This window comes from Ignatzschineria sp. PL_is040, from assembly GCF_055813795.1.
This window is the reverse complement of record NZ_JBVPGU010000001.1, coordinates 259,113-282,348: the sequence shown is the minus strand read 5'-3', so window position 1 is coordinate 282,348 and position 23,236 is coordinate 259,113. Positions and strand designations below refer to the sequence as shown.

The window sequence follows — 23,236 nt, the reverse complement described above, 5'->3', positions numbered from 1 at the left end:
TCAAAAGCATTTCATCTAAACGCACTAGATATAAACTACTAAGATATAAATTTTAGAGAATCTCTCTTAAGCCTCAGAGTCTTAAAAGCCTTTAAAGTCTTTAAAGGTTTCAAAGTCATCTTCATCTAAATCCAATGATGGTCATACTAAAAGTCTAAAGTCTAAAGTCTAAAATCTTAAATAGGCTTAAATAGGAACATAAGATAAAAGAATAAGGATCAAAATGGGTAGTAAGCTTTAAAGAGGGTACTCACCTATCTATATATGAGAGATATATAGAATGTCTGATTCTATATATTATGTTAAATAATTTGTTTATACAGTCCTAACTCATAAATATCTATCTCTTATAGATTCATAATGACGATCCCAAATTAATATTAATCGTAAGCTTACATAATGAAACCTCAGAATAAATCTTGAGGTTTCATTAAAAGTATTTATATTCAATTTCTACTCGAATTAGAAAGAGAGCCTGATGGCCAAAGCAGCTAAAGTGACCAATAAAATTGGCATGGTTAAAATAATACCGACTTTGAAGTAATATCCCCAAGTAATTTTTAAGTTCTTCTGAGATAAAACATGTAACCAAAGTAGTGTTGCGAGGCTTCCTATTGGCGTTATTTTAGGGCCTAAATCACTACCGATCACGTTTGCATAAACCATCGCTTCTTCTGTCAGTCCTGCCGCCGTACTCGCATCAATAGAGAGTACACCGACCAATACTGTAGGCATATTATTCATCGCAGATGATAAAATAGCGGTGAGAACCCCTGTTCCAAATATGGATGCCCATAACCCATTATCCGCAAGATGATTGAGTATATCGGTAATATAATCTGTTAATCCTGCATTTCGTAATCCAAAAACTACAAGATACATGCCTAGAGAGAATATCACGATTTGCCAAGGAGCGCCGTTTACAACAGTTTTAAGGTTGATTTTCTTTCCTCGATAAGCAATCAATGCCAAAATTAATGCCGCAGTAGAGGCGATTAAACTGATAGGTATCTCTAAATAATCAGATGTGAAGAAGCCAATCAATAGGAAAACTAAAATCCCCCATCCTGCTTTAAATGTCGCTAAATCCACAATAGAATCTTTCGGCATTTCAAGATGATGAACGTTATATGAAAATTTTGTATCTCTTCTAAAAAAGAGATGGAGCACAATTAATGTTGCGACAACAGAAACGATATTTACCGGCAACATAACAGAGGCGTAACGTGTAAAATTAATATCAAAATAATCCGCTGAAACAATATTAACAAGATTCGAAACAATAAATGGCAAACTTCCTGTATCAGCGATAAAGCCAGCCGCCATCACAAATGCGAGTGTGGTTGCTCGGCTAACGCCTAAAGATAGAAGCATGGCCATAACGATTGGCGTAATAATGAGAGCCGCACCATCATTGGCAAAGAATGCCGCAACTAAAGCCCCGAGCAGAATCAGATAGGTGAAGAGTTTTCGGCTATTACCGTTACCAAATCTAGCAATATGTAAGGCCGACCATTTAAAAAAGCCTGCTTCATCTAAAATTAAACTAATAATAATAATGGCGATAAAAGTAATCGTCGCATTCCAAATGATCTCCCAAACGAGGGGAATATCTTCAAAGGTAATCACCCCAAATAAAAGTGCTAATATAGCGCCAATAGATGCGCTCCAACCAATTCCTAAACCTTTGGGTTGCCATATGACTAACACCAAAGTCAGTATAAATATAATAATTGCTGCTATCATCAGTAATTTCCTAAAAAAGATCAATAAGCCCCTAATAAAGGAGCTTATCAATATATGATTTATTTATAAAAATAATGCTTATCAGTGATGAGAAAGTTTACTTAATCCTTCTATGCCCACAGGCTCATCATTTTGTAACCTAACAAGCGCTAAGTTTTCTTGACGTTTTGATACCTTTTCAATTTCCTCTTTTTCTTTCAAGGCTCGCTCTTTTAGGAGTCCTGATCGAGTAGGATGATTGACTAAACTATTATTGACGATCCAGCCCCATGGTTGAATTCCTGCTCTACTTAAATCTTCTTCAAGATGCTGAGCTTCTGTAATGGGCGTTGTTTCCGCAAGTGTTACAAGAATAATCTTTGTTTTATCGGGATCTTGAATCTGCATCATCGGCGTTGTAACGCCTTTACTACCCATTTGCTTAATCACCTCATTATGATAGGCGCCGGTTGCATCTAATAATAGTAGTGTATGCCCTGTTGGCGCTGTATCCATCACAACAATCTTTTTACTAGATTCTCTGATAATTCTCGAGAATGCTTGGAAAATCGCAATCTCTTCGGTACAAGGTGATCTTAAATCTTCCTCTAAAACAGCTTTTTCACTATCACTTAAATTATCCCCATGGCGTTTCATCACTTCCCCACGATATCTTTCAGTTTCCGCAATAGGATCAATGCGACTGATGGTTAAATTGCTCAACGCTTCATCATTTAAAGTCGATGCTAAATGTGCTGAAGGATCAGATGTCGATAGATGAACCTGTTTCCCCATTTGCGCTAATTTAACGGCAATTGCTGCGGCCATCGTTGTTTTCCCGACACCGCCCTTCCCCATTAGCATTAATAATCCTGTATCCTTTTGAGCAATTTTTTCTACCATAGTTGCTAAATCGGGAACAGTAACATTGATTGCTTCGGGTGTTATCAATGTTTCAAACGAGAGACTCTCACGATTTAACAGTAACCTTAAGTGATCAACCCCCACTAAATTAAAGGGTTTTAAAGGGATATAATCAATCGATAATTTCTCAATATTTGATGGGATGGCTTTTAAAATTTTCTGCTCTCTTTCATAAATTGTGGCCCCTAGTTCATCCTTCTGCGCTTCTTCTTTAGGGAATAAACCATTGATCACGAGATATTGTTTATGAATTCCAAGAGCATACAGTTCATCAAAAGTTTTAGATACCTCATTAATAGCACTTCTTTGCGCTCGAGAGACAAGAACCATCGTTGTCATTGTTTCATCAGCTAAGGCATCAACCGCAGCTTTATATTGAGTTTTCTGTTTTTCTAGCCCCGCTAAAGGTCCTAAGCAAGAAGCGCCTTCAGGTGAAGCTTCTAAGAAATCGCTCCAAGCACCTGGTAACGATAACATTCTAATAGTATGACCTGTGGGTGCTGTATCAAAGATAATATGGTCAAATTCACGCTTAATATCACTATTTGTTAATAGTGCTGTAAATTCATCAAATGCCGCAATTTCAGTGGTACATGCTCCTGATAATTGCTCTTCTATTCCGGCAATAACATCTTCAGGAAGTGTGCCTTTAATAGGATCAATGATCTTTTTACGATAAGCTTCAGCTGCATCGTGAGGATTAATTTCAATCGCTGAAAGATTCGAAACAACTTTTATCTCAGTAATATGTGAACCTACTTTTTGCCCGAATACTTGAGCAATATTAGAAGCAGGATCCGTACTAACAATTAATACCTTTTTTCCCATATCTGCCAGCGTTACAGCCGTTGAGGCGGCAATAGATGTTTTTCCAACACCGCCTTTACCGGTAAAAAATAGAAAGGGAGAGGCATGTTTAATAAAATTCATATCAATAACTCCTAGTTCAACGGCTATAAAAGCGCTAACAGATCTTTTCTTGAGGATAACTTTTAAACTCTAACAAAGCAACTATTCAACAACTATTGAAATATTAGATGAGTATCCATGTTTACAGCATCCTAAAATTATCTTAAAACATTTTTAAGTTTGGGATGTTTCTCTCGAATAGATAAACAATGGTTTGGGTTATTAAAACAACATTCATCAGTTAAAAATTCTACTAAAGATAACATTAAATCAATATTAGCTTTATAACGTAGGAACCTTCCTTCTTGCTCTACATATAGCATTTCAGCGTGTACAAGAGCCTTTAAATGAAAGGATAAATTAGTATTAGGAATATCCAGTAGAGTTGCTATTTCTCCTGCAACTAAACCTGAATCACCATACTTAACTAATAAGCGGTATACATCCAATCTGACCTCAGACGATAATGCTTCAAACATTTTTATTGCAATCTTCTTTTCCATATTTTGATACTATAACTTCTATTGAAATGATGCAAACAATCTATCTGATTTTTTCTAATAGCCCAAACAACAATAAATTTACGATATCACTTTAACAACAAATAGAGCCCATATTCACCCACGCCGAAGACAGCGACGCCATTTGTCATCTCAAAGCAGTTATCGATCTTCCAGGTTGAAGGATTAAACCATTGATCACTCTCTTCTCTATAGCGCGTATGCCAATCGATCCCTTCTGGATAGTTGAGCATCACAACCCATCCTTTATCGCAATGATGAATCTCACCATCCTTCTCATATTGATACGCCTCGGCAAGTTCAAGGGCGACTCCTTGATAGTTGAATTCAAAGGCGGAAGTTGGAAGATGATGAATCGCTTGGGGTGTTGAAAAACGGACACTATCGATGCCTTGGCGGATATCTTTTAGGCTCTCTAATGGATAATCTGTGGGAGAATCGAGATTAATCCATGATTGTGCCGGGATCACTATCTCGCCAAAACTTAAATCTTCTTCTACTTGAAAATAACGCTCTTTAAGCGCTTCTAAAGCTCGCTTTTCAGCGATTAAATCGGTAATTTCTGTAACAAAGATGGTCCAAAGAAGCATAACTGCCGGGAAAACCGTAATCACCATCGATAGATTGATTCCAAAGAGTTTGAGCTTAGAGATCTCTCTCGATCCTCGTAAATAACGCCGGCGATAGATCCACAATCCTAAAAAGAGTAGAAAGCCAAGGATGGCAATAAAGATAACAATAATAAAACCACCAGCAGCAGCGGAAGCGCCCATAAATCCTCTCTTTTAAGATATCAATGTATTGAAATGATTGAGAAATTAATGTAAACGGCAGTAGCGATACCCTGCCTCTCAAATTGATCTACCAGATACAATATTAACGGGTTATTAGGAATATTGTCTATGATAAAACTCAATAATTACATATAGATCAACCACTTTTGAAGATTTAAGCCCCATTTTGAGAGAGTAGCACTACAAACCCTCCATCTGCCATCGCTTAAATATCATTTAAACATCACTTAAACATCAACTGGAATATCTATTTTTAAATATACATTCATGCATATTCAAAAATAGATGGACAAAAATAGATGGAAAACATTTGCAAAAATATTTTATAAAAATTATAAAGAGGAGATCTTATAAAGATCTGTAAAATAGCTACCACAAGAAGCTACCACTCCCAAATAAGGTGATCGATATGATGATGACTGTATTAGATACAACGCTCCCTATAGTTGTAACGCTGTTACTCGGTTTTTTCGCTGCATGGCATCATGATTTCACCAGTAGTGATGCGCCGATTTTAAATCGAATGGTCTTAACATATGCCGTTCCGATGGCAATTTTTGCCGGAACAATCAGTACTTCTCGCGAATATTTAATTGAAAGTCTCCCCTTATTTACAACAATTACTGCAGGTGTTGTTATTACCTATATTGTTGTCTATTTTATCTCTCGCCTCTTACTAAGATTATCCCTTAGCGCTAGCGCATTGGTGGCGGTTGCTGTTTCCGGACCTGCCGTTCCTTTTTTTGGTCCTGCAATTCTTGAAGGTGTTTTCGGCACATCTGGTGCAGTACCGATGGCTATCGGTAGTATCGTCATTAACGTTACGATCGTCCCCTTCACTGTTTATCTTTTAACGGTCGGAAAAATGAAGAGTGAGCAAGCAGAAAATGATAAAGAGATAGAAGATGCCGGCTCTATATTTATTGAGCACTTAAAAGAGACTGTACAAAAACCTTTAGTATGGGCACCAATTCTTGCTGTTATTATTGTCTTTTCAGGCCTCGATCTCTCCTCTCTTTTTGGTAAATCCCTCAATTTATTGGGATCATCAGCCTCCGGAGTCGCCCTTTTTGCTTCCGGGATTATGTTAGCGGCCTACAAAATTCGATTAGATTTTTTAACATGGTTTATTGTCATATTAAAGAATATTGCGGCACCGGCAGCGATCTATTTTGCGGCATCTGCATTGGGACTCGATCATAAAACTGTCGCTCAAGCAGTGATTACAATGGCAATTCCGGCAATGCCGATCATCGTAGTTTTTGCGATTGAATATAAGGTCGCAGAAAAAAATATGCCCTCGGCACTATTACTCAGCACTATCTTGTCGCCACTAACCATCGGTGGGTTTATCTATCTATTGGTGATATAGATCTCTAAATACAAAAATCTATAAAGTGAAATGATCATCTTAAGATTTTATGATAAGTATTCTAGAAGATTCATTAGCTTATATGTAGGATTTACTAGCATTGTTTACAGTATTCGGAGAAAATACTGTTATGAATATGCATAAAAATACCAGATTAACGCCTTATCATCGTGAAGAGATTTGGCGTCTTTATACCAAAGAAAAAGTGACTGTTACTTATCTTGCGCAAAGATTTAATGTCAGTCGTCCCACTATTTACAAAGCTCTTAGGCTCTCCAGACTTGGGCTATTTAAGCCACAGACTAGCACTAATGAGCGCTTTAAAACCATCAAATACGGTATTAAAAGACTTGTAAAGGTTGAAAAATCAATAGAAGATCGCCTAAAAAGGCAAGCTAAACGTTACAATAAATCCTATCCTGGTGAAATGGTTCATGTTGATACCAAAAGGCTACCATTGCTTAAAGGAGAGCTTAAAACAGGTCGTAGAGAATACCTGTTTGTGGGTATCGATGATTTCTCAAGAGAACTATATGCCGGCATTTATGAAGATAAATCACAATTTAGTGCGGCAACGTTTCTTCAGGAAGATATTCTTGCCCAATGCCCTTATACTATTGATTGCGTCTACTCTGATAATGGACGAGAATATAAAGGAACGATAGATCATGCCTTTGTTAACCTGTGTAGATTGAACCATATTAATCAGAAATTTACACGACCAGCAAGACCACAAACGAATGGTAAAGCTGAACGGGTCATCCGTACATTAATGGAAATGTGGTATGAAAAAGAAGAGTTTTTAAATAGTAATGATCGAAAATCAAAACTCAAAAGATTTTTAAATTTCTATAACATGGTAAAACCTCATAAGGGATTAAATGGCTCAACGCCTTATGAAGTTTTAGATTTTTATTTTAAACAGGAAGTGTAAACAACGCTCCCTTTTCTTACAAATAATAACCTATAATTATTTTATTAGTATCAGTTAGATATCTTATCCGTAAAATATTTTAGGAAATTTTATAGCATTGATATATTTTTGTAAATATTCAATTCAAAATGATCTGAAAGAGATATTACACATACTATTTTAATAAGTTGAGAGACAATAGTTAATATACATCAAAATGTTATATTTTATGTTATATAAATATACTATTGCTGATTGAGTAGAAAATTAGAAAGAAATTTAATTTTTGAAGAAGATCTGTTATACCTAAGAATAACAAGGGTGAAGACCTGAGATCATTGGTGTGGATTGAATAGCATGAAATAACAATGAAATAGTGATGAAAACATCAATGGCAATAACAATAAATATAAATAACTATAAAGAAATAGTCCCTATCAGGGGATGAGAATTAATTAAAGGAGCGATTATGGCAGCGGAAGTAATTAAGCCGAGTCTGTTTATGAGACTCTTGAATAGGATTGAGTATTGGGGGAATAAACTGCCTGATCCGGTGATGATTTTTATTGGATTATCGGTATTAACAGTGGTTGCCTCGGCGATTTTACATATGATGGATGTGACGGCTTTTAATCCTGTCACTAAGCAGACTGTTGAGGTAGTTAATCTATTAACTATTGAAGGATTAACACAGATCATTAATAAAGCCACCTCTAATTTTACAGAATTTCCGGCATTAGGGGTAGTACTTGTAGTGATGTTCGGGATTGGTGTTGCTGAACATAGTGGTTATTTTAAAGCATTGATGATCTTCACTGTAGAAAAAGCACCTACTAAATTGATAATGCCTGTGATTATTTTAGTGGCGATGGTAGGAACAGTTGCCGGCGATGCTTCACAAATTGTTGTGCCACCACTAGCTGCAATGATCTTTTTGCGTTTAGGCTATCATCCTATTGCAGGATTAGTGATGGCCTATGCGGCTGCTCTAGGTGCTTTTGCAGCTAACGTTGTGATTGGAATGGCTGATGCATTAGCACTCTCCTTTACCGAAGCAGGTCTTAAAACAATCGATGTGGATGTGCCGGTCAATATTGCAATGAACTGGTATTTTATGACCGCATCGATGTTTCTGCTGCTCTTTGTCATTCTTTTTATTACTCATAAAGTTATTATTCCTCGATTAGGAACCTATGAATCTGTAGATGCTGTTCATGAGATTGATGATTTAACAGATCTAGAGAAGAAGGGCTTAAAATGGGCGAATTATGCCTTAATGACGATTTTAGTACTGATTACACTATTAGCCATTCCTGAGTCGAGTTTCTTGCGTAATCCTGAATCTGGCAGTTTAATTGATGGGCCTTTAATTAAAGGAGTTGCTGTTGTAATTGCTGTGATCTTCTTTGTACCAGGTCTGATCTATGCGGTAATTACTCAAAAAGCAAAAAGTTCTAAAGATATTGTCGAGATGATTAATCGCTCTATGGCTGGGATGAGTACATTTATCGTTATTGTCTTCTTTTCAGCACAGATGATCGCTATTTTTGCTTGGAGTAATTTAGGACTCATTATCGCTATAAAAGGAGCTTCATTACTTGAACATCAAAGTGGCTTTGTACTCATTATTGGCTTTATCTTTATTACTAGTATTATCAATATCTTTATCGGGAGTGCTTCGGCTAAATGGGCGTTATTAGCACCAATCTTCGTGCCGATGTTCCTCTTCTTAGGTTATCATCCTGCATTTACACAGATTCTCTATCGTATCGGAGATTCTATTACCAATCCCATTACGCCGATGATGGCTTATTTACCACTCCTTCTTACTTTTGCGAAGAAGTATGATAAGAATATGGGATTAGGAACCCTAATCTCGAATCTCTTCCCCTATACATTAGCATTAGGTCTGATTTGGACAATCTTTGTCTTAATCTGGTACTGGACAGGTTTACCGGTAGGTCCAGGTGGTCCGATTCATCTTGAGCAACAATATTTCTAATGGAATAAAAGATAGTTACAAATGATATCTACATTACCGAAGATCATCTCCTAACACACTATTGTAGGTGATGGTCTTCAACTAGATATACATATTTATTACACGTTATTTACAATAAATAGATTATTACTATGAGGCGTATCATGAAATTAGTTACACAGGCAGAATTACAACCCTATGAAGCTAAGATGGTGGAGAATCGCCGTCATCTTCATGCGAATCCTGAACTCTCTTTTCAGGAGTATGAAACCGCGAAATACATTATTAGTGAAATGGAGCAGTTAAAACACGCCGAGATTATTCGGCCTGTTGGCACGAGTGTATTAGTGAAATTTGTCACTGGAAAACCAGGGCCAAAGATAGGGCTTCGTGCAGATATTGATGCCTTAGCGATTAAAGAAGAGCGGACAGAGTTACCATTTTGCTCTCAAAACGATGGGGTAATGCACGCTTGTGGTCACGATATTCATACTTCAATGTTACTCGCGGCTTGTCGTTATTTTGATGACCACTTTGAGGAATTAACAGGGGAAGTATGGGCTATTTTCCAACATGCAGAGGAGTTACTTCCTGGTGGTGCGCAAGAGATGGTTAAAACAGGGCTGTTTGATGAATTAGATTTTATCTATGGCCAGCATATCTGGTCAGGAATGCCGGTGGGGATTATTGATATTAAAGAAGGACCGGCAAGCTCAAACTCAGATACTTACGAGATTCATATTCAAGGTAAGGGTGGTCATGCGTCACAACCTGATATGGCCATTGATCCTATTATTATTGGTTCAATGATTGTCCAAAAACTGCAGACGATTGTTTCACGTATGGTCTCGCCACAAGAGCCGGCAGTCATTAGTAATACAGTATTTCAAGCAGGGAGAGCAGAGGCTTTAAATGTGATCCCAGATACTTGCCATTTAGGCGGAAGTGTACGTTCTTCGAGTGATGAAGTGCGCGAGATTCTTAAAAGCAATATTACAAAAATGGCCCAATCTACCTGTGAAGAGTATGGCGCTACTTGTACAGTAGATTATACGGTAGGTTATGGGGTAACTTATAATAATCCTGAAAAAACAGCTTTTATGCGTCAAGTAGCTGAAAATATTGAAGGTACAACCATTATTACGGAAAAATGTATGCTTGGTGGCGAAGATTTTAGTGCATTCTCAAAAATCGTGCCTTCTACTTTTCTCTTTGTAGGTGGCGGAAATGAGGAGATGAATTTCAATTACCCACATCATCACCCTAAATTTGGAATTGATGAAGATGGCATGCGTTTAGGATTGCAGTTACTAGTGAATGCCGTAGTGCAATATCCTCACTATTTTAAGTAATACATCTAGATCTTTATAATCGGATCATAGGATATTCAGAATGTTATTCATTATGCGTAAGCTTACCGTCAAGCGCACAGTTTATAACTAGAGACTTTTTCGGTTAATTGTTTTTTAAATTCACTGGGAGGTAAATTTCCCAGTGACTCATGAGGTCTTTCTTCGTTATAACTTAACATCCAAGCACAACTAAGTTCCCGCACCTGCGCTAGTGAAGAGAATAAATGGGGTTTAATACTTCTGTTCGATAACTGCGATTAAAACGCTCGATATAAGCATTTTGATTTGGCTTTCCTGGCTCAATACAACAGATCCTAACGTGATTATTTTCACACCATTTTGTAAAAGCTGAAGAAGTCATTTCACTGCCATTATCGACACGAATCATTCTAGGAACACCTCTTTCTTCCTTAAGTTGCTCTAAAACTCTCACAACTCTAGTGGCCGATAGTGAGGTATTGTAATCCCCCCTAAAAAAAAATACCAGTCAGCGTTAACTGACTGGCATTACTCCGAAGAGCGCTTTTTTAATATTGATTGATTACTTATCAGTAATCCTGGAAGTGAAATAATGTCCTCTATCTATGATGAGCGAACAATTGCTAAAAGTTGCTCGTAATTACTGACAACGTCATACTTAATTGAGTCATCGCCAGGATTAATGGAATTAAAGAAGCGGCGAGCGCACTCCATTTTTGCTTTCTCTACATCACGGAACTCCATTGTGGAGATTGATCCCTTGGTTTCGGCGACAAAGTAGATATGCTTTACATTCCCCTCTTTAAAAGTGATTGCCCAATCAGGATTGTAATCCCCCACAGGTGTCGGGATTTTAAAACCGTTAGGTAATTTTGCATAAACTACAACTTCATCATTACTTTCTAATTGTTGGATAAAATCTCGCTCAATTTTTGAGTCTGTCACTGCATACTCTAAGACATGTTTTTCCAAAGGCCCGTTTGCGCTATAAGGATCGATCTTCACTTGAGCATCAGTAAAGAGTGTTGTTTCGTAACTCTCTTCAATAGGGTTATATGTTACTTGGTTAATAATAATCCGTGCCTTTTGATTATTAATAATTCTTGAGGCTTGTGTAATGAAGTCTTCTGGATTTTGCTCGAATTGAGCAAATACCGTTGCTGCAATACGCGTTAAGATCTCCGCAATTGTTTTTCTTGTGAGATAAGTATTTTCAGCAATCTTCCCTAAAAGATCATATTTTACAGAAGAGCTAAACTCATGTTGATAAGATTCTCTTCTAGTTTTGCCCGATTGAATGAGTTGACGATTTGCAATATCAGTATCTGAAATTTCTGCATTTTGCATACCGCGCTGAATCACATACTCAAGCTTACGAACTCGTAACTCTTTATCGATCGCTGTAATACTATTGCTGATCAGGCTCTTCGTATCAATATTGACCTGATAAATTGCTTTGCGATTAATTCGTTTCCAAAGCTCCAAAAACTCTTTCCGCTGTAAATTATGTTGCTTTACCCGATTTTGACGTGATTTTGTTGCATCTTCTAATAATTTATGAGTCATATTAGGATCTAAAATCATATCAATGAGCTGTGCAACGGACTCTTCTTTGCCGGCAAGCACCCCTTCCATCGGGGCTAATGTACCGCTCTTTCTTGCCGCTTGATAATACTCACTAATCGTTCGATCTGCTAAATGAATATATTGATGTTCTCGGAGATAGCCCATAATATCTTCGGCAAGATCTTCTGTGATAAGTGTCTCTTGACCTTCAGAATCTTGTATCACCTTACCCTTAAAGAAGCTGACGCTCGCTTTTTTGGGTCGATCTTTCAACTCTTCTAATAGCTCTTTTTGAAGGTTTGTCGCAAAGTCTTCATAAGATTCATTAGCAATCACATCAAGAATATTGATATCGTGAACCGTTGCCGGATCATCTTGCCGTTCACCTTTTTGATTGACGGCAATTCGTAAACCGCGTCCAATCTCCTGACGACGTGAAATTGTATTATCACTATGTTTAAGCGTACAGAGCGTAAAAACGTTAGGATTATCCCACCCTTCTCTAAGCGCTGAATGTGAAAAGATAAAACGTGTAGGTTCTTCAAAGGAGAGAAGCCGCTCTTTATCTTTTAGGATAAGATCGTAGTCATTAGCATCATTCGATTCTCCTTTTCCTTTTGGGTCGACTAAGCGATTCTGCTTATCAACTGAGAAGTAACCTTTATGCACTGATTCAACTTTCGCATTCTCAAGATAACGATGATATGCCTCTTCTTCCTCTGTTAAAGGTAATTCTGAGAGATATTGATCCCGAATACTTTTGTACTCTTCCTCAAACATTCGTGCATAGAGACCTTTAGTATCCTCAACATCATAATCTCGATATTTTGCAACTTCATCTATAAAGAAGAGCGATAATGCTTTAATCCCCTTTTTAAAGAGTAACTGCTCTTTTTCAAAATGGGCACGAATCGTTTCACGAATCTGAATTCGGCGCATATCCTCTTCAGATACATCGCCAATTGCTTCACCAATTTTTAGCTCAACACCATTTTCAAAAGCAAGACGTTGATAATCAGGTGTGACCTCAATATCAGTTACAAGATATCCCTCCTTATATTGCTCCATTTCTCCGGAGAGAGGATAGAGATTATCGCCCTTTTCGACTTTTCGAATTAAACGAGAGATTTTACCCCCGCTACTTTTCACTTCCATTAAAAGTCTTGCAACAGGTGGTTTTTTTGAAGAGAGATCGATCCCTTCTAGATAGAGGTAACCATGGGTTCCTTCATGTGTATTAAGAGTAATACCCCGTACAGAGATCCGTTTAACCAACTTTTGATTATAAGCATCTACAGCATCTAAACGGTGAACAAGGTTATTAAGCGTTTTATGGGTTGCGGAATAACGGAGTATAATCGGCGCTTCAAACTCTTCGAGCGCTTCCATGGTTCGCTTGCCTTCCATCTTCTGAGGCTCATCAAGAATCAGAATCGGATTATTTGCCTTAATAACATCAATCGGCCGGCGAGATTGGAAACTATCTAATACCTCATAGATTCGGCGATTATCTTTTCCTCGAGAGTTAAAAGCTTGAATATTGATAATCATTACATTAATGCCGGCATCAGTAGAGAAGGATTCCACCTCATTGAGCTGGCTCGAATTATAGATAAAGAAACGAGCCTGCTTCTGATACTCTTCAAGAAAGTGCTCTTTCGTCATTTGAAAAGATTTATAGATCCCTTCGCGAATGGCAATACTTGGCACCATAATAATAAATTTATTCCAACCATAGCGCTTATTAAGCTCAAAGATGGTGCGAATATAGACATAGGTCTTCCCCGTTCCTGTCTCCATCTCCACATCAAGATTAACGCGTGCTTGGAGTGTTGAGATCAACTTATCGGAAATTTTAAGATTTTGCCGACGTTGCACTTTTTGGATATTTTCTAAGATCTCATAATCATGCAACATGATTGGCGCATTTCTAAACCCCGCATCATACGCACCCTCTTGCTGAATAGTCTGTGTCTGCCCTTTTGCCGTTGTGCCGGGATCAACGCGATACTGCACGCCGGTACTAAAAGGTTGCCCTTCAAAGCAATCGACCACCGCATTCACAGCCGCTAATTGATAGGGATATTGTTTAAATTTAATCTTCACAATGCCCTCCTAGATCGATTTCAATTCTGTATTCGGCGCAATCTGCTTCACTAACTGTTCGGCATTGATCTTCGTATCATTATCAAGGTAATGATTATCCCGGAAGAGCAGGCGCAGCGGTTCTTTCGCCGCTAAGGTTTGCACAAGGCTTTCCGTAATGCCGGCATCAAAACAAGCAATCAGCGCATCTCCCGCCACAAAGAAGACTTTTTTACCCTCAATCTCTTCTGTAGTAATCGGTAAGGATAACTCCAAGCCCCAATCGAGCATCACTTGGAAGAGGAGATCTTCCGGCGTACGATCCTCTTTCACATTATCCACCTGATCTAAAAGATCCGCTTGTGTTAACTCCTGCGGTTGGTAGTAGACCTCTTTCATATTGCTACTATCCACCTTTAAGACGCGGAAACCGATATCCCGATTCCAATCTTCATGAATTTCATCTGATTCTAAAATCTGCTTGCCGGCGCGACGAATGCGCTCTTTGGAGATTTCGGCAATCGTTTGATAACCGGCTTTATAAGCTTCCGATTTCTCATCAGTGGCTTCCGGTAATTGCACCATAATAAATTTGCGATTCCCACCATCCTCGGCATTGAGTTGCATTACTGCATGGGCAGTCGTTGAAGAGCCAGCGAAGAAGTCGAGGATGATGTCCTCCTCTTTTGTGGATAATTTTAACAAAGATTTTATTAATTTAAGTGGTTTAGGATTACTAAATAACCCTTTTTTTTCAAAAAGCTTCTGGAGCTCTTCTGAACCTTCCTGATTACTCCCAAACTGTTGATGTGTAAAGAAATTTATAGCTGTCTGACCAGATAGCTCGGCATCTTTTAAATAAATTTTAATTCTTGGTAACCCCTGTCCTCCTGCTGTCCAATGGACTCTATTTTCATTTAATAGCTGATTGAAAGTATCTAAATTCCCATACCATGTTTCATTAAACACGGCTCCTGACGGGGTTGTAATAGCATATTGAGTCCCACCTCTACCTACTGCTGCTTTCCATGGATTTGTTGTCCATGGCCCTCTTGGATCATTATCAGGATTCTTATATTCTTGCTTCCTATTTTCAGATAAAGGTAATCCGTAATAAGATTTTTTATCGGATAAGGCAATGGAACTTTTTGAAAAAACTAAAATATTTTCAGCAACTTTAGATATCATTTTAGATTTATCATTAGGCTGATTATGTCTTCTTCTCCAAGAAATATCGGATTCGAAATTCTGTTCTCCAAAAACTTCATCACAAAGTTTTTTCAAATTCGCATGTTCATTATCATCAATCGAGATAAAGATCACGCCATCATCCGTCAATAAATTCCGTGCAAGGCGCAAACGAGAATGCATCATTGAGAGCCAGTCTGAGTGAAAGCGCCCATTGAATTCGGTATTAGACACTAAACGATCGCCATTGGCATCTTTCTGCAGAGATCGCTCTAAATACGCTTCGGCATCCTCAGCAAAATCATCTTTATATATTAGATTATTGGAATCTTTTCGCATATTATAAGGCGGATCGATATAGATCATCTTCACCTTACCGAGATAGGATTCTTGCAGTAATTTCAAGGCTTCGAGATTATCGCCCTCGATAAAGAGATTCTCTGTGCTCTCAAAGTCCACACTCTCTTCCGGCACGGGGCGCAAGGTTTTGGCAATCGGGGCATTGGCAGCAAGGAGGGATTCCCGTTTGCCGGGCCAATCAAGCTGATAGCGCTCTACGGGACCTTCAACAACTGTTGAAGAGAGCTCTTGCTTTAAGAAATCAAAATCGATTGCTTTACGGAGTAGTAAATTGCCGGCCTCATCCCTCAACTGATTACCCAGCTCATCTGTTACTGCAACCTCCGTTATAACTGCCGGGAAAAGTTCGGCGATTTTGTCGATATTCTGTGCCGTTAAATCCGGCGACATCATCTTTAACTTACTCATACTCACTCCAAGTAGATTCAATCCAACTAATATAAAAATTATTAAAATTCTACTATTATGAGCGAATTGGTCTTAGATGCCAAATTTCTCTATATATGATGATTGATCACTATGTAAACATGATAAGTAATTGAACAAACTACAGTTATTCATGAGTATAAAACCGATCGATCTCCCTCTCTAACTGTTTGATCTCTTGGTTGAGTTCTACCTTCTTTTTAAATTGCTTTTCCCGGCGTTGGGCATTTTTTAGCTTCTGTAACTGTTGCTCCAATTTTTGAGCCTTTTCAACACGAAGCAAGATCTCTGATAGAGGAAGTCCGCCCCATGCTTCTCTCTCTTTCTCCGGCATAAGACTTTTAAAGATCGCCTCATAAAGATCACGTAATGAAGTGGCTGGCGGCAGTGGTTGCCGTTGGCTATCCGCCGGGTAATACTCACTACAAAAATAGGGATTACTTAATACAACTTTTCCCTTCCCTGTTTCTATGGTTTTATAGGTTGCTGTAACATAGATACCGGCATCTGATATCACTTCAAAAATAATGGGATAAGGAATAGCAGTATCAATCGCACGCAAAATCTCAGAATCGAGGAACTCCCCTTTAAGCGTAATCGCGAAAACATGAAAACCCTTAAATTCTGCTTCGGTATCTAAAGAGGTGCGATCGGGTATGACTTTAGCAATCCATCGAATGGAAGCTACACTCTCTTGCAAAGAGCGCTTTAGATCACTCGATAACTGAAGACGTTGTATAAAAGGCTTACTCTTTAAAAGATTATCAGCTTCTGCAATAAGCTGAGAATATTGATATAACATAAATTTAACTAACCTACCTTCTACTTATCCTCTTTTACGATTGTGCATCTTGAATCACAATAAAAGCGAGGAGTTCAAAATCATCTAATCCTTGAATTTCATCATTAGAGAATGAAGCATCGATACTAAATAGCGCATCGATATCTGCTTTATCATTCACCTCCACCATGCTACGAATACTCTTGCTTAAGAGTGATGAACAATGTTGCATATCTCGCCCATCACTGGTTGCGAGATTAAAGATCTCACATACTTTAAGAAAGGGCTTATCAATCCCGTTACAACTCAATCTTAAAATATCGAATATCTCCTTAACCTTAAACTGATCAAGAATCAACTCTCCATCATTTCCAATATAGACAAGGTAATAAGGATGAATACGATTTTTTCGATCCATATCCTTTGGAGAATTGATATTTCTTAATGCAAAGATAATGCCGGGTTGAATGCCTAATTCTAAATGAGCCGGTACGACTGCATGGAGCCCAAGCGGTGCATTGGTAGGTTCACCATATTTTTCCATTAAATGATGGAGATCCATACGATACTCATTTAAACCTAAATCCATAATGGAAACACCCACTTTAATATCTTCCAGATCGACAACTTCATCTTGCATTCGTTTGAGCTGCTCTTCTCGATAGCCGACATTATGCTTGTTACTGCCGAGAAGATTATCATCTGCCGTTGCTGTCATATCGGTAATAATCATGCGCCCTTCTACCCGATTTTTGAGGTTGATATACTCATCAAGATCGATACTGGGCCAGAAATTAACCAATTGAATCTCACTATTTGGGGAGCCAATACGATCAATTCGTCCAAATCGCTGAATAATACGAACAGGATTCCAATGGATATCGTAATTAATGAGATAGTCACAATCCTGCAGATTTTGCCCTTCGGAGATACAATCTGTTGCAATAACAAGATCGATTTCGGCATCAATATCTGGATAGACGACCGCCTTCCCTTTAGAGAGCGGTGAGAAAAATGTGAGAACCTCTTGAAGTCCTAACTTGTTTGCACCTTTTAATGTTAGTGTCGTCTCTGGCTTACTGTTCCCACCTGTGATCATAGCGCTATGGAGATGAAATTCTTGAGTAAGCATCGGTGCAATATGTTTGTAAAGATAATCTGCCGTATCGGCAAAAGCGCTAAAAATTAAGATTTTTTTATTGCCGGGATTAATTGGGTTTTTGATCTTATTACGAATTAAATTGAGAAGATCTTGTAATTTAGCATCCTTCTCCGGCGTGATATCTGCAAGGTAATTTAGAAGTATCTCAATCTGCTCTAAATCATTTAAAAGCTCACGTTCCCAACTATCAATATCGATATCTTCAAGACTGATTTGTGCGCCTTTCCCTACTAAAAATTCTTCCCCACTGCCGGGAAGAACCTCATCCTCTTCGACATTACTGAAATCAACAATATCGATCTTCAAAGAGGTTGATGTACGGCTACTAAAATGCTCTCGATAGGCTTGAATCGCATCTAATATACTTTCATGCTTTTCTTTTAATGAGCTCAATGTTAAACGAAAAGAGTGAACAGAGCTTTCAAGTCGTTTCAGAAGATTGGTTGTCATTAAGCCGACAAGCGCCTTTTCACGATCACTCTGCTTGAGGGTTCCTTTCCCTTCAACAGCAGAATCAAAAAGCTCTTCATACTTCTTCAGCCTGCTTGGGAAAACATATGCTAAAGGTTGATAGACGACTAATTGAAGGGAGTTGAGCATCTCAAAGATCTCATTAAAGTCTAACCAATCTTTTTCTGTCGTAATGGGGGAATGAAAGGAGATCGGTTTACGGCGCTTAGGAAATGCACCAATCTTTGAAATATCGTAATATTTTTGAATCTGCTTGCGAGAGCGAGCAATCGTTACACTATCGAGTAGTACAAAAAAATCATTATCTAGTAGTGATTGAATCGTATCTGCGGTTCTCTCTGCTGGTGGTAACTCACTCCAACGATTAAATGCCCCTTGTGCTTGGCTAAAGATCGTTTCAATACCTTTATTAATATTGAGCTTCTTACGGAGCGTTTCTGATTTCCCCTCATAAGCAAGTGCTAACTGATTGCGCAGATCGGTAAAACGATTATTGACCGGCGTTGCCGAAAGCATCAGTACCTTAGTATCTACACCATCTTGAATCACTTTCCGCATCAATTTTTGGTAACGTGTTTCTCGCTCTTTATTCAACTCATTATTGCGGAAATTGTGGGACTCATCGATCACAACAAGATCATAGTTTCCCCAATTAAAACGATCTAGTTGAATGCCGAAAGATTCGCCACTTGTTCGATCTAAGTCAGTATGAGCCAATATTGTGTAGTGTAAGCGATCTTCACTGATCGGATTTGTGATTAGGTTTTGATTAAATTCCTGCCAGTTCGCAGCTAGACGCTTCGGGCATAAAACTAGTACTCGCGCATTCCGTAGCTCATAATATTTAATGACTGCTAATGCTGTAAATGTCTTCCCTAGGCCGACGCTATCGGCAAGAATACAGCCGTTATAGGTATCAAGCTTATTGATAATGCTTTTAACAGCATCTTTCTGGAAATCGAAGAGCTTATTCCAGATCACTGTTTCAGTAAATCCTGTCTTTTCATCAGGGAGAAAACCTTCATCCATCTCCTGCAGATACTCATAAAAGATATTGTAGAGAATAATAAAATAGATCCGTTCTGGTGAGTTTTCCTCATATACTGATTCAATATGCCGGCAGATTGTTTCTGTCACATCTTCGGTAGAATCAACATCATTCCATAACTGTTTAAAGCTCTCTAAAAATTGCGCGGTAAATGATTCTCCAGAAAGTCGCGAAATAAAGCTAATGGCATTACTCTTTTGAAAGCCTAAATCTGCTGTTGTAAAGCCATTAATCGGGGTATATGCATAATGATCTTTATTGTTATGGAGATGAATAAAAGATTGTACTTGTCGCTCTTGTGTTAGAGATTTAAAGGTCACTTTCTGCCGAATCCAGTCCGCACACTCTTTAGCAATCGCTTTTTGCGTCAATTGATTTTTAAGCGCAATTTCAAATTCCGTCCCATAAAGGCTTCTTTCACGCCCTAATTTTGGGATATAAAATTCACGCTTTGCTTTTCCATTAGAGCCATCTAAACTCTTTTCAGCAACAAATGTGGGAGAATTAAAGAGAAATTGTAATTCAGAGACCTCACCTAACGCCTCTTTCAATGCCTCAAAAGCATAAATTGAAAAATAGGAAGCCGCGATCTTTAATTGAGATCCTTTTGTCAATTTTTCTCGTAGATCATCACCCAGTAAATCATTAATGTTATCAAACTGCTGAAACATCGATCTCTCCCAACACTCCGTAGATAAATTTAAATTATTGTAGCGTAATAAAGTTAAATTATCGATGTAATAAAAATAGCCATAAAAGCTGAGATAATATTTTAAATATTAATATCTCAATCAATACCCTCTCCCCCCAAAAAAACAAAAAGCCGGCGCTATGCCGGCAATTGAATGGATACTCCCATTAAGGTTTATTGTTTTTAAGAGATGTGATTATGAGTAGTGATACAGATTTTCACAATTTTTTATACCTTGGGAGAAAGTGATCCTCAATGAGTAGGATGAATTGTGATGGAATTCACCAATAAGGATATTGGGCACTTTAGCCCTTTCTGTAAAATAGTATCCATTAGAACACATAAAATATGTGCTGTTTGGGTCTAGTGAAACTACCGTACAGAACAACAAATCATAACAAAAATTGTCACAGGTAGCGGAAAATCTTTCTCATTTATTGGTATAAGTTGACATACATCATAATTTCTATACTTAAGGTAAATATCCCTAAAAATAGCGCAAAAGGAGCTAAAAAATATAAAAACTTATCTCTAATTGTTATATGTGGCGCGTAGATCACATTAAACAATAAACTCATTCAATAATATATTACTGAATGAAGAATATAAGATGAAAAATATAAGGCAAAACACCATTGAGAAAATTAAGAAGAGAATAAAGAAAAGCCGGCATGATCGTTATCATCATGTCGGCTTTTATAATTGATAGGATGCATTCTTAATCTATCAATATTACTAGGGGATCGTTTTTCATCGAGAGCCTTACACCCACTACTCACTATCGATGATTTAATCTCTTACTCAATTTTCAATTAACTAATATCAGTTACCTATCTTATTTAATGGTGTATCGCACCATGATCCATCTGTGAGTGATCCATTGCCCCATGACCCATCGCACTATGATCCATCTGTGAATGGTCCATCGCTGAATGATCCATACCATGTCCATGATGATCATGACCGCCGCCGATCCCAAGATCGCTCATCAACATCGATCCCATGTAGAAGATGGTCATTGCTAACACCAATAATCCGGAAATCTTACGTGCTTTTGGAGAGCTAAAGAAGCTCCCAAAGAAGTTTCCAGAGACACTTAAGGTCAACATCATCGGTAACGTTCCTAATCCAAAAAAGAGCATCACTAATGGTGCTGCTAAAACATTCTCCACTCCTAAGCTCATCGCAAATGCCATATAGACCATACCGCAAGGGAGTAGACCCCAAGCAAGTCCGGCAGCATAGGCCCCTTTTAAGGTCTTAATAGGAAAGAATTTGCGCGTTAACTGAGAGATCGGGCGAGAGAGCTTATTGAGCGGTTTCTCAATAAAGGCGAGATATTGTGGAAAGCCGATCAACTGTAACGCCACAAAGAGCATGATAATTCCTGAAAAGTAACGAATCACAATCTGTAATGGCTTGAGATCTTGCATCGCAATACTAAGAAGCATCGCAACAAATCCTAAGATTACATAGGTAGAGATTCGTCCTAAATTGTAAAAAATAGCCGTTCCAATACGCTTACTATGAGTATTCGCATCGGTATTCATCCCTAAAATACCGACAATCGGTCCACACATCCCCACACAATGTAGAGAACCATTAAGCCCTACCAAAAACACCGCTGCAAGCAACGTAATATCAATCATTTCTGTCCCCTATTTCTACTATTTGATCGATCTTTTAGGGATCAATCACTGCTATTAATATTCTCTTTTATATCCTTATTGTTTTTTGCGCCTATCTTTAATAAGTTGTATATACAGGATTATAGTACCTAGTTGTCTATACAGCTTGTTAACTATAGGGATATAGTCTAGCTCTAAAAAAATAAATAATAAAGCCCTACCGGCAACTCTTTTTAAAAAAGAGGGAGATAGAGGTCAAAGAGTGATAAATAACTGAGCAATATCAATGACCTACTGTCGATTGATTATGGATCGCTTACCGATATATGAATACTCGACTTAGAAGATTAGGCTCTAATGATCAGATTTTGAAGATGAAGCTTTGAAGATGAGATTTTGCAGAGTAGGTTTGCAAAGTAGGTTTGAAAAGTGGATTTTAAAAGTGGATTTGAAAAGTAGATTATAGAAATCAAATTTTACTATGGAATTGATATCGGGATGCCGGATAGAACTGCTCTGCATAGGAGCGTAGCTTTCCTTGAATCTGCAGTTTTTCAATCACTTTAAAGCAAGCCTCTTCCCCCTCAATACTCAAAATTTTCTTCAGTTCAGGAGAGGGTATCATCGCCTCGAGACGATGATTTTGGGAGAGTGCCGGCACTAAATTGAGAAGATAGGCACTACTACAATGATGGGTAAAGTGCTCCTCTTCATAACGAGGGGCAAAAGCGGCTAATAATGTTCGCATTTCATATTGAATCGGGATACCGTTACTAAGATAGAGAATTTCACTATAGAGAAAAGGAAATTCTGCCGCCTCCTCTTTAGAAAGCTGAAAGAGCGAGGCAAAAGGGACCTCATCATAGGCGAGACGTTTGCGCTCAAGAATCAAAACACCATATTGATTCCCCTCAATGGCAATCTCTTGGGAGATGGGAAATAGCTCAAAAAAAGGGGTAAGCTGAAATGGCTCTGCCACAAATGTACCCGATCCCTTTTCACGAAAGAGATAGCCCTCCTCCGTAAGCTCCTTAAAAGCTCGATTAACTGTCATTCGACTAACATTTAAAATAGCCGAGATCTCATTTTCAGAAGGGAGTTTTTGATGTGGCAACCACTCTCGGATAGCAATCTTTTCGAGTATAAACTCTTTAATCTTCTGATAGAGTGGTAAAGAGCGATCATCACGCTCTAATGAGTGCAGAAATTCTTGAAATGAATTGATTGGCATATTTTCGATTCAATCTCCCATCGATCGACAGTCAAAAAAGCTAGTATAACTTAAAATCTCTCAACGCTCGTTAGATTCTATATAGAAGCGATCATACATTACCGAGTGAAAGTTAAACTGATATTAAAC

Annotated in this window: 14 protein-coding genes and 1 pseudogene; 4 read left to right on the top strand and 11 right to left on the bottom strand. The window is 38.1% G+C overall.

Annotated features, from left to right (window positions below):
• Positions 1-462 precede the first annotated feature (462 nt).
• From AC0SAP_RS01155 to AC0SAP_RS01140, 4 genes are all read right to left on the bottom strand, one after another.
• On the bottom strand, positions 463-1,746 hold the full coding sequence (locus tag AC0SAP_RS01155; protein ID WP_473382474.1) for an arsenic transporter: 1,284 nt from the start codon (positions 1,744-1,746) through the stop codon (positions 463-465).
• Between the two features lie 81 nt (positions 1,747-1,827).
• Positions 1,828-3,579, bottom strand: coding sequence for an arsenical pump-driving ATPase (gene arsA / locus AC0SAP_RS01150; protein ID WP_473382473.1), 1,752 nt, complete (start codon positions 3,577-3,579; stop codon positions 1,828-1,830).
• Positions 3,580-3,716: 137 nt separating this feature from the next.
• On the bottom strand, positions 3,717-4,061 hold the full coding sequence (locus tag AC0SAP_RS01145; RefSeq protein WP_109201074.1) for an ArsR/SmtB family transcription factor: 345 nt from the start codon (positions 4,059-4,061) through the stop codon (positions 3,717-3,719).
• Between the two features lie 86 nt (positions 4,062-4,147).
• On the bottom strand, positions 4,148-4,852 hold the full coding sequence (locus AC0SAP_RS01140) for a hypothetical protein (RefSeq protein ID WP_473382471.1): 705 nt from the start codon (positions 4,850-4,852) through the stop codon (positions 4,148-4,150).
• Between the two features lie 430 nt (positions 4,853-5,282).
• Here AC0SAP_RS01140 and AC0SAP_RS01135 point away from each other — a divergent pair, with 430 nt between their 5' ends.
• The 4 genes from AC0SAP_RS01135 (at position 5,283) to AC0SAP_RS01120 (ending at position 10,491) form a co-directional block, all read left to right on the top strand.
• Positions 5,283-6,245, top strand: a complete 963-nt coding sequence (locus AC0SAP_RS01135; RefSeq protein ID WP_473382469.1) for an AEC family transporter — start codon at positions 5,283-5,285, stop codon at positions 6,243-6,245.
• Positions 6,246-6,375: 130 nt separating this feature from the next.
• Entirely contained in the window at positions 6,376-7,179 is an 804-nt protein-coding gene (locus AC0SAP_RS01130) for an integrase core domain-containing protein (protein WP_473382468.1), read from the top strand.
• A gap of 448 nt (positions 7,180-7,627) precedes the next feature.
• Entirely contained in the window at positions 7,628-9,160 is a 1,533-nt protein-coding gene (locus AC0SAP_RS01125) for an AbgT family transporter (protein WP_473382466.1), read from the top strand.
• Positions 9,161-9,303: 143 nt separating this feature from the next.
• A complete protein-coding gene (locus AC0SAP_RS01120; RefSeq protein WP_473382465.1) occupies positions 9,304-10,491 on the top strand; it encodes a M20 metallopeptidase family protein in 1,188 nt (395 codons plus the stop codon).
• 68 nt (positions 10,492-10,559) lie between these two features.
• Here AC0SAP_RS01120 and AC0SAP_RS01115 read toward each other — a convergent pair.
• The 7 genes and pseudogenes from AC0SAP_RS01115 to AC0SAP_RS01085 all read right to left on the bottom strand — a co-directional run bounded on the left by AC0SAP_RS01115 (position 10,560) and on the right by AC0SAP_RS01085 (position 23,107).
• A pseudogene (locus AC0SAP_RS01115) lies at positions 10,560-10,978 on the bottom strand (transposase).
• 95 nt (positions 10,979-11,073) lie between these two features.
• On the bottom strand, positions 11,074-14,142 hold the full coding sequence (locus AC0SAP_RS01110; protein WP_473382464.1) for a type III restriction-modification system endonuclease: 3,069 nt from the start codon (positions 14,140-14,142) through the stop codon (positions 11,074-11,076).
• Positions 14,143-14,151: 9 nt separating this feature from the next.
• On the bottom strand, positions 14,152-16,077 hold the full coding sequence (locus AC0SAP_RS01105; protein WP_473382462.1) for a site-specific DNA-methyltransferase: 1,926 nt from the start codon (positions 16,075-16,077) through the stop codon (positions 14,152-14,154).
• 145 nt (positions 16,078-16,222) lie between these two features.
• Positions 16,223-16,897 (bottom strand): DUF4391 domain-containing protein, encoded by a 675-nt coding sequence (locus AC0SAP_RS01100; protein WP_473382461.1) that lies wholly within the window; start codon positions 16,895-16,897, stop codon positions 16,223-16,225.
• Positions 16,898-16,931: 34 nt separating this feature from the next.
• Positions 16,932-20,228, bottom strand: coding sequence for a helicase-related protein (locus AC0SAP_RS01095; protein ID WP_473382460.1), 3,297 nt, complete (start codon positions 20,226-20,228; stop codon positions 16,932-16,934).
• Positions 20,229-21,087: 859 nt separating this feature from the next.
• Positions 21,088-21,897, bottom strand: coding sequence for a sulfite exporter TauE/SafE family protein (locus tag AC0SAP_RS01090; RefSeq protein ID WP_286479236.1), 810 nt, complete (start codon positions 21,895-21,897; stop codon positions 21,088-21,090).
• Between the two features lie 448 nt (positions 21,898-22,345).
• A complete protein-coding gene (locus AC0SAP_RS01085) occupies positions 22,346-23,107 on the bottom strand; it encodes a GntR family transcriptional regulator (protein WP_473382458.1) in 762 nt (253 codons plus the stop codon).
• Positions 23,108-23,236 lie beyond the last annotated feature (129 nt).